The sequence below is a fragment of the Comamonas thiooxydans genome, assembly GCF_000964545.1.
In the GTDB taxonomy this organism is placed as follows: domain Bacteria; phylum Pseudomonadota; class Gammaproteobacteria; order Burkholderiales; family Burkholderiaceae_C; genus Comamonas; species Comamonas thiooxydans.
Map to the genome: position 1 here is coordinate 162807 of NZ_BBVD01000004.1, position 13140 is coordinate 175946.

The 13140-nt window shown below is 60.1% G+C and carries 14 protein-coding genes; 3 read left to right on the forward strand and 11 right to left on the reverse strand.

Going from position 1 to position 13140, the window contains the following annotated elements:
• Window positions 1-49: 49 nt before the first annotated feature.
• Window positions 50-823 carry a type III pantothenate kinase gene (locus Cth01_RS05975; protein WP_034354584.1) on the reverse strand — a complete coding sequence of 258 codons (774 nt, stop codon included), beginning with the start codon at window positions 821-823 and terminating at the stop codon, window positions 50-52.
• Window positions 824-993: 170 nt separating this feature from the next.
• Between Cth01_RS05975 and lysM the strand changes: the two genes are divergently transcribed.
• Window positions 994-1464 carry a peptidoglycan-binding protein LysM gene (gene lysM / locus Cth01_RS05980; RefSeq protein ID WP_034354587.1) on the forward strand — a complete coding sequence of 157 codons (471 nt, stop codon included), beginning with the start codon at window positions 994-996 and terminating at the stop codon, window positions 1462-1464.
• A 79-nt stretch (window positions 1465-1543) separates the two neighbouring features.
• Window positions 1544-2566, forward strand: coding sequence for a UDP-glucose 4-epimerase GalE (gene galE, locus Cth01_RS05985; RefSeq protein WP_045838747.1), 1023 nt, complete (start codon window positions 1544-1546; stop codon window positions 2564-2566).
• A 24-nt stretch (window positions 2567-2590) separates the two neighbouring features.
• Here the strand turns inward: galE and Cth01_RS05990 are convergent, their stop codons facing one another.
• From Cth01_RS05990 to Cth01_RS06035, 10 genes are all read right to left on the reverse strand, one after another.
• Entirely contained in the window at window positions 2591-3007 is a 417-nt protein-coding gene (locus Cth01_RS05990) for a rhodanese-like domain-containing protein (protein WP_034377407.1), read from the reverse strand.
• A 26-nt stretch (window positions 3008-3033) separates the two neighbouring features.
• Entirely contained in the window at window positions 3034-4026 is a 993-nt protein-coding gene (locus tag Cth01_RS05995; RefSeq protein WP_045838748.1) for a M48 family metallopeptidase, read from the reverse strand.
• Between the two features lie 13 nt (window positions 4027-4039).
• Window positions 4040-4780 (reverse strand): lysophospholipid acyltransferase family protein, encoded by a 741-nt coding sequence (locus tag Cth01_RS06000; protein WP_034354597.1) that lies wholly within the window; start codon window positions 4778-4780, stop codon window positions 4040-4042.
• A 130-nt stretch (window positions 4781-4910) separates the two neighbouring features.
• Window positions 4911-5498: a D-glycero-alpha-D-manno-heptose-1,7-bisphosphate 7-phosphatase gene (locus tag Cth01_RS06005; RefSeq protein WP_003068019.1), complete on the reverse strand. Its 588-nt coding sequence runs from the start codon at window positions 5496-5498 to the stop codon at window positions 4911-4913.
• A gap of 79 nt (window positions 5499-5577) precedes the next feature.
• Window positions 5578-6801: a beta-ketoacyl-ACP synthase I gene (fabB, locus tag Cth01_RS06010; protein WP_034354603.1), complete on the reverse strand. Its 1224-nt coding sequence runs from the start codon at window positions 6799-6801 to the stop codon at window positions 5578-5580.
• Window positions 6798-7322, reverse strand: a complete 525-nt coding sequence (gene fabA, locus Cth01_RS06015) for a bifunctional 3-hydroxydecanoyl-ACP dehydratase/trans-2-decenoyl-ACP isomerase (RefSeq protein WP_003068017.1) — start codon at window positions 7320-7322, stop codon at window positions 6798-6800. The genes fabB and fabA overlap by 4 nt, the downstream gene beginning before the upstream one ends.
• A gap of 202 nt (window positions 7323-7524) precedes the next feature.
• A complete protein-coding gene (lnt, locus tag Cth01_RS06020) occupies window positions 7525-9186 on the reverse strand; it encodes an apolipoprotein N-acyltransferase (RefSeq protein WP_034391109.1) in 1662 nt (553 codons plus the stop codon).
• A gap of 152 nt (window positions 9187-9338) precedes the next feature.
• Window positions 9339-10220 (reverse strand): CorC family transporter, encoded by an 882-nt coding sequence (locus Cth01_RS06025; RefSeq protein WP_003068015.1) that lies wholly within the window; start codon window positions 10218-10220, stop codon window positions 9339-9341.
• 188 nt (window positions 10221-10408) lie between these two features.
• Window positions 10409-11131 (reverse strand): GNAT family N-acetyltransferase, encoded by a 723-nt coding sequence (locus tag Cth01_RS06030; RefSeq protein ID WP_034354611.1) that lies wholly within the window; start codon window positions 11129-11131, stop codon window positions 10409-10411.
• 143 nt (window positions 11132-11274) lie between these two features.
• Window positions 11275-11757: an Lrp/AsnC family transcriptional regulator gene (locus Cth01_RS06035; RefSeq protein WP_034354614.1), complete on the reverse strand. Its 483-nt coding sequence runs from the start codon at window positions 11755-11757 to the stop codon at window positions 11275-11277.
• A gap of 219 nt (window positions 11758-11976) precedes the next feature.
• Between Cth01_RS06035 and hppD the strand changes: the two genes are divergently transcribed.
• Window positions 11977-13098, forward strand: a complete 1122-nt coding sequence (gene hppD / locus Cth01_RS06040; RefSeq protein ID WP_012839929.1) for a 4-hydroxyphenylpyruvate dioxygenase — start codon at window positions 11977-11979, stop codon at window positions 13096-13098.
• Window positions 13099-13140: the final 42 nt, after the last annotated feature.

Below are 13140 nucleotides of genomic sequence, written 5' to 3' on the forward strand. Positions count from 1 at the left end.
CAGTGATAGCGATAGAAGAGCCCAACCCACGGCCATCAAGCCAGCACACTCAACCCCAGCGCTTTTCAGCCATCACCAGCAGGCCATCAAAGATCAGGTTGTTGATCAGCTCAAAAGGCCTGGTCATGCTGGGAGACATCTTCCAGCCGGCACCGCCCGCCATGATGCACATCGGCTCTGCACCGCAGTGTTCTGCCAGATGCTGGTACATGCGCTCCACCGCACCGGCGATGGCATAGGTGCCGCCGCTGGTCAGCGCATCGCTGGTGTTCTTGGGAAAGCACCTGACTTCACCCGTAGGCACGTGCAGGCCCGCAGTGCCGCCTTCCAGGGCCCTGAGCATGATGCCATGCCCGGGAATGATCAGGCCGCCCAGAAATCGGCCTTGCGCATCCATGGCATCGACCGTCACTGCCGTACCCACCATAACCGTGATCAAGGGCCGGGCATCGCCCAATTGCAACATGTGGTGACGTGCACCAATCATGGCCACCCATCTGTCCGCACCCAGCCTGGAAGGATGGTCATAGCCATTGGTCACCCCTGCTTCTGCGATGGAGGGGACTACCCATTGAGGCTCGAGATTCCATCCCAGCATGAGTTCGATCTGCTCGTGCACCCTGCGCCTTGCCGTCTCACCGGCAACCACGCAGCCCAGCATGCGCTCGGGAGCTGGCAGCCCGGCCCAGGCACCTTCTGCCAGGCGCTCTATATGCTCCAGGAACTCCGCTCCATGGGCCAGCAAGGCAGCACCAGGGCGATGATCTTCATACATGGCCCACTTCAAACGGGTGTTGCCAATGTCTATGGCCAAAAATGTCATGCGGCGGATTATCAGCACTTTTCTCTGTGACAGACAGCCGCTTGTCACATTCATTACAAGTGCGCAGGAAATTGTCAAAGAAAGCGCTCAGTCCATCTCCTGCAAGAAATCATTTCGATTTCCCGTTAAAGTGAACTGCTTTCTTCCACTACTTTTGAGGAGTCGAAACCATGGGTCTGTTCAGTTTCATCAAGGAAGCCGGAGAAAAACTGTTTGGCGGCAGCGACGCACATGCAGCCGCACCGGCCGAAGACTTGAATGCCAAGGCGGCTCAGGCGATCGCCAGCTATATCAACACCCAGAATCTGGGCGTATCCGATCTGCAGGTTCAATTCGATGCTTCTCAAGGCAAGGTAACAGTCAATGGCACGGCTCCCACTCAGGCTGTCAAGGAAAAAGTGACGCTGTGCTGCGGTAATGTGGCCAATGTCCAGTCCGTGGACAACCTGATGGCGGTCACCAACCCCGAGCCAGAAGCCCAGTACCACGATGTGGTACGCGGTGACACCCTGTCGGCCATCTCCAAGAAGTACTATGGTGATGCCAACAAGTACAACGTGATTTTTGAAGCCAACAAGCCCATGCTCAGCAACCCGGACAGGATCTATCCTGGCCAGAAACTGCGCATTCCGGCGCTCTGAATCAGGCTCTGTAAATACAGCCGCAAAAAGCGCTCGCATGAGCGCTTTTCTCATTTGACTCGAAGTTAGACTGCAGCTTATGAAAACTCTGCTCACAGGCGGTGCCGGCTATATCGGCAGCCATACAGCCATCGAACTGATCAGCCACGGTCATGAAGTCGTGATTTTCGACAACTTCAGCAACAGCCATCCTGAAGCAATCCGCCGCGTGGAGCAAATCACTGGACGCACCATTGCCGTGATCAATGGCGATGTCCGCGATCAAGCTGCGCTTGAGCAGGCCTTGCAGGAGCATGGCATTGACAGTGTCGTGCACTTTGCCGGCAAAAAAGCAGTGGGCGAGTCCGTTGCCCAGCCTGTGGACTACTACGACAACAACGTCAACGGCACCCTGGTGCTGCTGCGCGCCATGAAAAAGCACAATGTGCGCAATCTGGTGTTCAGCTCTTCGGCAACAGTCTATGGCTCGCCACAATATTTGCCTCTCAATGAGGTGCACCCTACTTCGGTCACCAATCCCTACGGCCGCAGCAAACTGATGGTGGAAGAGATTCTGTCGGACCTCTACCACTCCGACGCCCAATGGTCGCTGGCCGTGCTGCGCTACTTCAATCCCATTGGTGCCCATGCCAGCGGCCTGATTGGTGAAGACCCTTCGGACATTCCCAACAACCTGCTGCCTTTTGTGGCACAGGTCGCCGTGGGCCGTCGTGAAAAGCTGCAGATCTTTGGCGGCGACTACGACACCGTGGACGGCACCGGCGTACGTGACTACATCCATGTCGTCGACCTGGCCCGAGGTCATGTCAAGGCACTCGAGAAGCTGGCCGGCCTGGCCAAGCCCGAGTTGCTGACCATCAACCTGGGCACGGGCAATGGCTACAGCGTGCTCGAAGTGCTGCATGCCTTCGAAAAAGCCTGCGGCAAGACCCTTCCCTATACGATTACAGACCGCCGCCCCGGGGATGTGGCCAGTTGCTACGCAGACCCTGATCACGCCCTGAAAACCCTTGGCTGGCAAGCCGAGCATGATCTGGACACCATGTGCGCCGACACATGGCGCTGGCAAAGCCAGAACCCCAACGGCTATCGCTCGGTCTAGAAGCTGCCGCCCAGGCCCTGCGCATTACTGATGCCAGGGCAGGCCGCGCTTGCGCCAGCCACCCAACTGGCCTCGCTGGCCGTTGGCGTCAACGTCGCCTTCGAAACCTTCAAGAATGTTGTAGGCCTCGATTCCCAGGCCCGCGGCACGCTGGGCAGCCGCAACAGAGCGCACACCGCTGCGGCATAGCAGCACCACTTTCCTGCCCTCGGGTACCGCTGCTCGCAGCTCGGCGTCAAAGTTCTGGTTGGCTGCCATGCCGGGCCACTGCTTCCAGGCCACGGCAACAGCGCCTGGCACCTTGCCCACCCACTCGCGCTCGGCATCGGTGCGCACATCGACCAGAACCGCTTCACCAGCCTGCAGCCATTGCCAGGCCAGCTCCGCCGGCACATCGCCGGCATAGCCGGCAGCGGGTTGGATTTGGGTTGTATTGCTCATTTCATTCCTCGTCTCGATCATTGCCGCTATTCCCAAGCGGGCAAGGGCCTGTCTCTCAATGCTCTGCGCAAATGCTTCCAGTCGGGCAGCACCTGAGCCACCACAGCCCAGAACTGCGGGCTGTGATCCATATGATGCAGATGGGCGAGCTCATGCACCACCACATAGTCGATGATTTGCGGGCTGTGCTGCATCAACCGCCAGTTCAGACGAATGATCCCGCTGCTGTTGGCACTGCCCCAGCGCGTGCTGGCACTTGTCAGGCGCAGCGCATTCCAGCGCACGCCCATGAGTGCGGCATAGTGCAGCATACGGGCCGTGAAATAGCTGCGCGCCTCCCGCAGTATCCAGGCCTGAACGGCCGCGCGCACCTGGGCAGGCGGTGCCCCTGTCGGCAAGGGCAGATGCAGGCTTTGCGGGCCATCGCCCCCCTGCTCTCTATGCGTCTGGCGCGTACGCAGCAGTTGTGACCCATCCCCGGTCAGCCGCAAACTCATGGGCTGGCCCAGATAGTCCAGCACGCCTCCATCCAGCCAGAGAATGCGCGCTTCCTGCTTGATCTGCTGTCGCTGTCCGGCTTCCTGCAGCTTGCGCACAATCCAGCCGGCCTTGGTCTGCAGCGCTGATTCGATCTCGCGCATGGCCACCCATTGCGGAGCGGTGACTTCAAGCCCTTGCAGCCCTACGCTGAAGCCTATGCTGCGGCGCGCCGAACGGCGCAGCAGATAAGCCACCTCACGCCCTTGCAAGCGGGCGCTGTGGCTAGCTTCCGGATGCACCAGAAGTGTGGGCTCTGCAGGCAGCTCATTCTCTTCAGAATCAATAGCACCCACTGAAATATTGACGGGTGCTACAAGCTGACTATTCTCAAATTCCAGCTCGGATTGATCCAAACGCTGCTCAATGGCTTCAGGGCCGCTGCGCCGGCGCTTGCGCGGCATCAACCCGCCCCGCCCATCCCCCACCACAGGCGGCACCAGCCATTGCCAAGCTTGCTGCAAGCTATCGCCTGTGGACATGGGCAGTTTTGCCTTATCTGCGATAAGCCTCTGGGTCCAGGCGCTGCATTTCGGACTCGATCCATGCCTCGACCTCGACCATCAGCTCGTCATGCTTGCGGCCCACCGAAGAAATGGGCTTGCCAATGGAAACATCCACCACGCCGGGCTTTTTAATGAAGGCCTTGCGCGGCCAGCACTTGGCCGAGGTAACAGCGATGGGTACCACGGGCGCACCCGTCATGATGGCCAGACGGGTGGCGCCGGTCTTGTACTCGCCCACCTCTCCACGATTCACACGTGTACCTTCGGGAAACATGATGACCCAGATGCCTTGATCGAGCAGGCGCTTGCCTTGCTCCACCACCTTGTGAAAGGCGCGCGAGCGCTGGGCCCGGTCTATGTGAATCATGTCCAGTGCACCGATGGACCAACCGAAGAATGGCACCTTCAGCAGCTCCTTCTTGAACACATAGGCCAGCGGGCGCGGCATGATGGCAGGCATGAGAAAGGTCTCGTAAGTGGACTGGTGCTTGACCAGCAGCACCACCCCCTGATTCGGGTCCGCAGGCAGGTTCTCCATGCCCTGCACCTGATACCGGACCCCCATGATCACGCGGGCGCTGTCCACCGAGAGCTTGAGCCAGGCGCGGGCAGCACTGTATGCCTTGGCCGATGAGCCGCTGGTCCACTTGGCCAGCAGCACCGCGAAAGTGTAGGGAATGACGGTAATAGCCATCCACAACATGTGGAGGACGGAGCGAATCAGGGACATGACAGCAATCGAATGACGTGAGCACAGACCTGAAGTCTGGCCCATGATTTGGCACGGTTATCAACAAGAAACATAGCAGCTTGCGCTGCTCTTTCAAGCAGTTGAGTCTATTTTGACCTGAAACCCAGGCTCAATGCGGGGCAGGCGCCGAATCCAGGGGCTGAGCATCCTCATCCCCTCCCAGCGGCAACAGCATATTCACCACAGCCTCCAGATCCGGATAGCGCTCGCTGCCTTCAGGCAGGTCGGCATCGCTGCTGCACTCGGGCCTGGCGGTGGACTCCACGAACACCAGATGAGCGCCAAGAGCCTTGCCCGCCTGCAAATGCTCGACACCGCTGCCAATGGCCCAGATTTCATGGCCCTCCGCGCCGTAGCGATCGGCAATCTGCTCGAACAGCGCTACGCCTGGTTTACGGCACTGGCAGTCTTCATCGGGAGCGTGCGGACAAAAAAACACTGCCTCCACCCGCGCCCCGACGGCTGCCATCTCCCGGTGCATCTTGGCGTGCACGGCGTTGAGCTCGATCACATCGAACAGCCCGCGACCCAGCCCAGGTTGATTGGTGGCGACCACCACATGCCAGCCGGCACGGTTCAGGCGCGAAACCGCCTCCAGCGCACTGGGGACTGCAACCCACTCATCGGGCCGGCCAATGAAACCTTGAGCTCCCCACTGGTTCAGGGTGCCATCACGGTCAAGAATTGCGATCTTCATGGGGGAGACAGTAGTCGACGACAGAAAAAAGCCCGCTTACCTCAAGGCCAAGCGGGCTCGCGATCCAAGACTCCGGCGCTTACTGCCCTTCCCAGCGCTTGAGCACCAGGGAGGCATTGGTGCCGCCAAAGCCAAAGCTGTTGGACAGCACGGTCTTGAGTTCGGCATCGCGGGTCTGGGTGACCAGAGGCATATCGCCCAGCAGCGGGTCGGGCGTCTCCACGTTCACGGACCCTGCGATGAAGCCCTTGTTCAGCATGATCAGGCAGTAAATCGCCTCCTGCACACCGGTCGCGCCCAGCGAGTGGCCGGTCAGCGACTTGGTGGACGAGAACGGAGGCACCTGGTCACCGAACAGCTCGCGCATGGCACGCACTTCCTGCATATCGCCCACGGGGGTCGATGTGCCATGGGTGTTGATGTAGTCAATGGGCGCATCCACGGTTTCCATGGCCTGCTTCATGCAGGCAATGGCGCCGTCGCCCGAAGGAGCGACCATGTCCTCACCGTCGCTGGTGGCACCAAAGCCCACCACTTCGGCCAGGATGTTGGCACCGCGTGCCAGCGCATGGTCCAGGCTTTCCAGCACCACGGCACCGCCGCCGCCAGCGATCACGAAGCCGTCACGGTTGGCATCGTAGGCACGCGAGGCCTTATCAGGCGTCTCGTTGTACTTGCTGGACATGGCACCCATGCCGTCGAACAGCAGCGACATGCCCCAGGACAGCTCTTCGCCGCCGCCGGCAAACATCACATCCTGCATGCCCCAGGCGATCTGCTGGGCCGCAGCACCGATGCAGTGGGCCGAGGTGGAGCAGGCCGAGGTGATGGAGTAGTTGATGCCCTTGACCTTGAAGTTGGTTGCCAGGCAGGCCGACACCGTGGAGCTCATGCAGCGTGTGACCTGGTAAGGGCCGACGCGGCGGATACCTTTTTCGCGCAGCGTATCGGCTGCCTCGATCTGGTTGGCGGGCGATCCGCCGCCCGAGCCCATGATCAGACCGGTGCGCGGGCTGCTCACCTGCTCGGGCGTGAGGCCCGCTTGCTTGATCGCGTCTTCGAGGGCGATCTGCGAATAAGCTGCAGCATCGCCCATGAAGCGCAACTGCTTGCGGTCGATGCGCGCTTCGATATCGATCTCGGGAATGCCTGCCACCTGCGAGCGCATGCCCAGCTCCGTGAACTGGGGCATGGCCTTGATGCCGCTCTTGCCCTCGCGCAGCGAGGCCTCCACGGTTGTCAGGTCATTGCCGATGCACGAGACAATGCCCGCGCCGGTGATCACTACCCGCTTCTTGCTCATGCTGCCGTTCCCTTGGCATCACCTTCACGCAGGAACAGACCCACGCGCAGGTCATTGGCCACGTAAATTTCCTTGCCGTCGGCCAGCAGACGTGCGTCGCCGATGGCCATGTTCAGCTTGCGCTTGATTACTCGCTTGATATCAATTTCATATGTCACGAGTTTGACATCGGGACCTACTTCACCTGTAAACTTGACTTCGCCTGCACCTAGGGCACGACCACGACCCGGCAAACGCAGCCAGGTCAGGTAAAAGCCGATCAGCTGCCACATGGCGTCCAGGCCCAGGCAACCGGGCATGACGGGATCGCCCTGGAAGTGGCAATCAAAGAACCACAGGTCGGGCTTGACGTCCAGTTCCGCAACAATCTTGCCCAGACCGTGGGCACCGCCGTCCTCGGAGATATGTGTGATGCGATCGAACATCAACATGGGAGGCAGGGGCAGACGTCCGCTATCGGCACCAAACAGCTTGCCTTCGCCGGACGCGATCAGTTGTTCGTAGGAAAAAGATTCAGCCATTCTCTCAATTGCTCCGCGGCAGCCTGTGCAAGCTACCTATTACTCTGTATTTTGGGTGACGGGACCCGCGCCCGCTGCGCGCGCCCACTGCGGGCGGTACAACCAGGGATTATCAAGGCTCACGCCCCTACCCGGGACACAATACCCGTTTTCAGGCCCAAGACTCTGCCACAAATGCCACAGCCGCTGATGCCGAGGTGGCTTATTCCGTGCGGGACACTACGCCTTCCTCGGTCTTTCTCAAGGAGATCCAGGCCAGCGCGCAGAACACGAGGCACAACAGAGTCAGAGGCAACAGACCCAGAGCATGCACCCAGCGCGCATAAGGCGTCAGCCCGTCGCGCCCCTGAACCCGGCCCTGCAGCACCGCGCGCTCGAAAGGCGCCAGTGCTTTCACCACTTGCCCTTTGTGATCGATCACCACCGTGGCTCCGGTGTTCGTTGCGCGCAACATGGGGCGCTCGAACTCCAGCGCGCGCATGCGGCTGATGGACAGATGCTGATCAATGGCCACGGAGTCGCCAAACCAGCCGATATTACTCAGATTGACCAGCACCGTGGGTGCCGTCGCCGCATTGCCGAAATGGGCCGCAAGCTCTTCGCCGAACAGGTCTTCGTAGCAGATATTGGGCGACAGGCGCTCACCCGCCCAGCTCATGGAAGGCTGGCCCAGTGCGCCACGATTGAAGTCGCCCAGCGGAATATTCATGAGTTCGGTGAACCAGCGGAACATGGGCGGAATGAACTCACCAAACGGCACCAGATGGTGCTTGTCGTATTGATAGGCCTGGGTCTGCCCCGGCAGCCAGCCTTCGACCGTATTGGTGAAGCCCTTGTCCCAGTTGCCCAGCGGAAGGCCCACCAGAGCCGCGCGGCTGGATTCCTTGGCGACAAAAGGTGCGCGCACAAAGTCCAGATAGCCTTCAGGAAGCTGCTGAGGCAGCAGTGGAATGGCTGTCTCGGGTGCCACGACCAACTGGGCCCTGGCGTCATGCAACTGCTGGGCATACCAGCGCAGTGCCACCACCACGCCCGAACCCATTTCAAACTTTTCATCCTGCGGAATATTGCCCTGCAGCAGCTCTACGCTCATGCCGGGCAGCTGACCAGGTGCTTCAATGGCGGCATCACGCGACCACCACAGCCCGCCCCAGACCAGACCCAGGGCAACAGCAGATGCCAGGGCCGGCTTGAATTTCAGCAACGCCGACCTGGTCTGCATACGCCAGACCAGCAGCGCCAGCCAGGCTGCAGCCCAGGCCGCCACAAACCCCGTGCCGTAGACGCCAATCCAGCGCGGCAGCACGGCCAGCGGGCCTTCCACATGGGCATAGCCGCCTGCGCCCCAGGGAAAACCGGTCCAGAGCCAGCCACGCGCCAGCTCGGCCAGCGTCCAGAGTGCAGCAAAGACCAGCGCTGACAATGCATCCGGCGCCTTTGCCAAACGCTTGAAGCACCATGCAGCCACGGCGTAATAGCCACCCAGAAAGCCCGCCAGTGCCAACACGGCTGCCACCGCCAATGGCGCCGCCAATCCGCCATAGGTGTGCATGGAGATGAAGAGCCACCAGAAGGTGGCCGCCAGCCAGGCCGTGCCGAACAGCCAGGCCCGGCCTGCCGCCTGAGCGGCGGTACGGGCAGCCAGCAGCGCATGAACCAGCACCGCCAGCGACAGAATCTGCAGCCACCACAGCGGACGGCCATAGCCTCCGGCCAAGCTCAGCCAGCCGTCGCCCTGGCCGCGAGCCCAGGGCCAGGCCAGAGAGAAGGCCTGCAGCCCGCCTGCAATCAGCATCAAAAGCCAGCTCATCCAGCATTTGGGCCTGGCAGCAGCGGTCTGAACGGTAGAGGCAGTGGTGGTCATAGGAATCAGCAGGCACTAACAAAACACCCAACCGGGCGGTTGGGTGAATTCAAGCATACGAGGTATCGCCAAGATTTGTGCAAACCAAGAGGCACAACCAGTATTTCCACCGGCATCACACCAGGCCTGACCCGGATTTGCGCAAGTCGCGATCAGTTGCGAACCAAGCTGTCTGGCGACGGATCGCGCACCACCTTGAACCAGCGCACCGCGCCGCCCTTGGTGTGGAGCACGGTGAACTCCAGCCCGCCCAGATGAATCTGCTCGCCGCGCTTGGGCACATGGCCGATTTCATGGGCAATCAATCCACCGATGGTATCGAACTCGGCATCGGGGTCGCTGGCATGCAGCGAAGTCTCGAACTCCTCGCTCACATGCTCGATGCTGGCATCGCCCGCCACGCGGTAGCTGTTGTCGGCCAGAGCAAAGATATCGCCCTCGTCCTCGGGGATGTCAAACTCGTCCTCGATCTCGCCGACGATTTCTTCCAGCACATCTTCAATCGTCACCAGGCCGGCCACACGGCCGAACTCGTCGATGACAACGGCCAGATGATTGCGATTGGCGCGAAACTCACGCAGCAGGTCGTTCAGGCCCTTGCTCTCGGGCACAAAGACGGCCGGGCGCACCAGAGCACGAATATTCAGGGTGGGAGAGCGCTGCAGCTTGAGCAAATCCTTGGCCATGAGAATGCCAATGATGTTCTCGCGCTCGCCCTGGTAGACCGGAAAGCGCGAATGCGCCGTAGTCAGAACCTGGTGCAGGATTTCTTCATACGGAGCATCGATATTGATGAGATCCATGCGTGGCGCAGCCACCATGACTTCTCCGGCGCTCATGTCGGCCATGCGAATCACGCGCTCCAGCATGACACGCGACTCGGTGCCGATGACCTGGTTGTCTTCGGCTTCGGCCAGGGTTTCGATCAGTTCATCGGGAGACTCCGGTGCCGGATGGATGAACTCAGCCACCTTTTGCAGGAAGCTTCGCTTGTCTTCCTTCTCGGGAAGTCGCGCAGGATGGGGGTCAGACACTGTCTTGGAGTGCAGGACGTGCGGTAGTCGAACAAGTCCCCAAGAATAACGGATTGTGTTGACAGACGGCTTGCTAGCTCACAAAAGCCATGAGCGGCGGTCTCCGAGCGCACTCAGCCAAAGCTATTTTGATATCTGCTTGCGCCTGTCTTTATTGGGCTGCAGCCTTGCTGGCTTCACAAGACGATTTACTCGCCTGATTTATGGCGGCCTTCCTGCACACCCTTGCGCACTTCCTGCACGCCGGCCAGGAAAGCCCAGAAATTGACGGCCTGCTTCTTGAGCTGATAGTCCATCTCGCCCAGATGCTCCGTCACCAGCTCGCTGACATGGGTCTCGAAGTCGGCAGGCGGCAACTCCAGATAGGCTTCGGATTCCGAGCCCTCTCGCTTGACCGTGGCACCCGCGTTGCGCGCAATCTTGAGCATGGCCGTGTTCTCGGACAGCGCATGGATGAACATCATGCTCACGTTCTTGCTGCGCGCATGCAGCACTGCACGTGCAAACAGACGTGCCCCCAGCCCCTTGCCACGTGCACTCTTGAGCACGGAGACGCCGAATTCCGCGCATTTCTCATGCTCGGGATGGCCGGCAAAGGCCAGATGCGCCATGGAGATCAATTCCAGGCGGCGGTTGAAGATGCCGAAGATATCGTCGCGCTCGAAATCGAGCTGCTCGACATAGCGGCGCACCTGCTCGTCGTTGGCCGCATAGCCAAAGCGCAGATAGCGATCACGCGCATCCAGCTTGAGCAGATGCTTGATGATGCGGTCGCGATGGCGCGGGCTCAGCGAACGGATGGGGACCAAGGACGGCGAGCGACGCTCGGCGCCATGGGACTTGCCCATGTCTCGCAGCCAGCCGGAGCCGGCCTGCCAGGGCGATGTCAACCAGTCTTTGGGGAGGTTCATAGCCTGAAATATAGGTAAAAACCCGAGGTTTCACAAGCCGCATGTTGCATTGCAACAATCCTGTAAGGATTTTCCGATAATTCAACACCTTAGCTTCTGTTTCCGGCTAGGTCATGGTCCGTATGAAGGACCTCTACGAAGGCTTAGAGCGGCACGGCCGTCGTGACCTTGACCCGGTCCATGACAAAGCTGGTTTTGCAATCCTGCACACTGGGGTGTTTGAGCAGCGTGTCCATGATGAAACGACTGTAATGCTGCATGTCTGCCACCACCACCCGCAGCAGATAGTCCATCTCGCCAGTGAGGGAGACGCACTCCACCACCTCGGGCCAGGTCTGCACGCTGGCGCGGAACACATCCATGGGATTGCGCTTGCTGGTTTCGGTGTATTTTTCCAGACGCACATTGATATAGGCGGTCAGCCCCAGACCCACGGTCTCGGGCTGCACCAAAGCCACATAGCGGTCGATGACACCGTTTTCCTCCAGCCGCTTGACACGGCGCAGCACGGCGCTGGGCGACAGGCCGACCTGCTCCCCGATGACGTCATAAGTTTCTCGGCCATTGGCCTGCAATCGGCGCAAAATTGCCTTATCCAGTTTGTCGATGGTGTGCATGGAACTCATGGCGGCAGATTATAAAAAAAGCGCAGTTTTTATTAATGGTTAACCCTTGATAACCATTTAAATTGCATGAAATCAATTTTTTATGCAATTTTCATGCATTGAGCTGTTTGCAGCCAAGGCATTTTTGCATGAAGCTTGTCCGCGCCCTGTCCTACAGTGCATCCATCGTCGACACCTGTTCTTCATGTGTTGCGCCCCTACCCGATGGAGACCTCTGCCATGAACGCCCCACTGACTCAAAGCAACGCCAGCCAGTTCCAGACCTGGGACAACCCCATGGGCACGGACGGCTTCGAGTTCGTCGAATACGCGGCCCCCGATCCCGTGGCCATGGGTCAGCTGTTCGAGCGCATGGGCTTTCAGGCCATCGCCAAGCACCGCCGCAAGAACGTGACCCTGTATCGCCAGGGCGAGATCAACTTCATCATCAATGCAGAGCCCGACAGCTTTGCCCAGCGCTTCGCGCGTCTGCACGGCCCCAGCGTCTGCGCCATCGCCATCCGCGTCAACGACGCCAAGTACGCCTATGAGCGCGCCACCTCGCTGGGTGCCTGGGGCTATGCCCAGCAGGCCGCCCCTGGCGAACTGAGCATTCCCGCCATCAAGGGCATTGGCGACTCGCTGATCTATTTCATCGACAAATGGCGCGGCAAGAATGGTGCCAAGGACGGTGACCTGGGCAATATCAGCTTCTTCGACGTGGACTTCGAGCCTCTGCCCGGTGCCGATCTGCACCCCGAGGGCCTGGGCCTGACCTATATCGACCATCTGACCAACAACGTCTACCGCGGCCGCATGGCCGAGCTGGCCGAGTTCTACGAGCGCATCTTCAACTTCCGCGAGATCCGCTACTTCGACATCGAAGGCCAGGCCACAGGCGTCAAGAGCAAGGCCATGACCAGCCCCTGCGGCAAGATCCGCATTCCCATCAACGAGGAAGGCAACGACAAGGCCGGCCAGATTCAGGAATATCTGGACATGTACCACGGCGAAGGCATACAGCACATCGCGCTGGGCTCGACCAATCTCTACGACACCGTGGACGGTCTGCAGATGAACGGCATCAAGCTGCTGAACACCAGCGAGACCTATTACGAGCTGCTGCCCAAGCGCATCCCGGACCTGCAGGAACCCATTCCCGAACTGCTGGCGCGCAACATCCTGGTGGACGGCCAGCCGGGCGAGCTGCTGCTGCAGATCTTCAGCGAAAACCAGCTGGGTCCCATCTTCTTCGAGTTCATCCAGCGCAAGGGCAATAGCGGCTTTGGCGAGGGCAATTTCAAGGCCTTGTTCGAGACCATGGAACTCGACCAGATGCGCCGCGGCGTGCTCAAGACCTGAACCAGATCAACGGAGCCTGCCATGCGCCACCTCGGCCTGCAC

Coding starts and splice junctions, on each gene's coding strand:
- Cth01_RS05975 (WP_034354584.1), bottom strand. CDS start 823: ATGACATTTTTGGCCATAGACATTGGCAACACCCGTTTGAAGTGGGCC.
- lysM (WP_034354587.1), top strand. CDS start 994: ATGGGTCTGTTCAGTTTCATCAAGGAAGCCGGAGAAAAACTGTTTGGC.
- galE (WP_045838747.1), top strand. CDS start 1,544: ATGAAAACTCTGCTCACAGGCGGTGCCGGCTATATCGGCAGCCATACA.
- Cth01_RS05990 (WP_034377407.1), bottom strand. CDS start 3,007: ATGAGCAATACAACCCAAATCCAACCCGCTGCCGGCTATGCCGGCGAT.
- Cth01_RS05995 (WP_045838748.1), bottom strand. CDS start 4,026: ATGTCCACAGGCGATAGCTTGCAGCAAGCTTGGCAATGGCTGGTGCCG.
- Cth01_RS06000 (WP_034354597.1), bottom strand. CDS start 4,780: ATGTCCCTGATTCGCTCCGTCCTCCACATGTTGTGGATGGCTATTACC.
- Cth01_RS06005 (WP_003068019.1), bottom strand. CDS start 5,498: ATGAAGATCGCAATTCTTGACCGTGATGGCACCCTGAACCAGTGGGGA.
- fabB (WP_034354603.1), bottom strand. CDS start 6,801: ATGAGCAAGAAGCGGGTAGTGATCACCGGCGCGGGCATTGTCTCGTGC.
- fabA (WP_003068017.1), bottom strand. CDS start 7,322: ATGGCTGAATCTTTTTCCTACGAACAACTGATCGCGTCCGGCGAAGGC.
- lnt (WP_034391109.1), bottom strand. CDS start 9,186: ATGACCACCACTGCCTCTACCGTTCAGACCGCTGCTGCCAGGCCCAAA.
- Cth01_RS06030 (WP_034354611.1), bottom strand. CDS start 11,131: ATGAACCTCCCCAAAGACTGGTTGACATCGCCCTGGCAGGCCGGCTCC.
- Cth01_RS06035 (WP_034354614.1), bottom strand. CDS start 11,757: ATGAGTTCCATGCACACCATCGACAAACTGGATAAGGCAATTTTGCGC.
- hppD (WP_012839929.1), top strand. CDS start 11,977: ATGAACGCCCCACTGACTCAAAGCAACGCCAGCCAGTTCCAGACCTGG.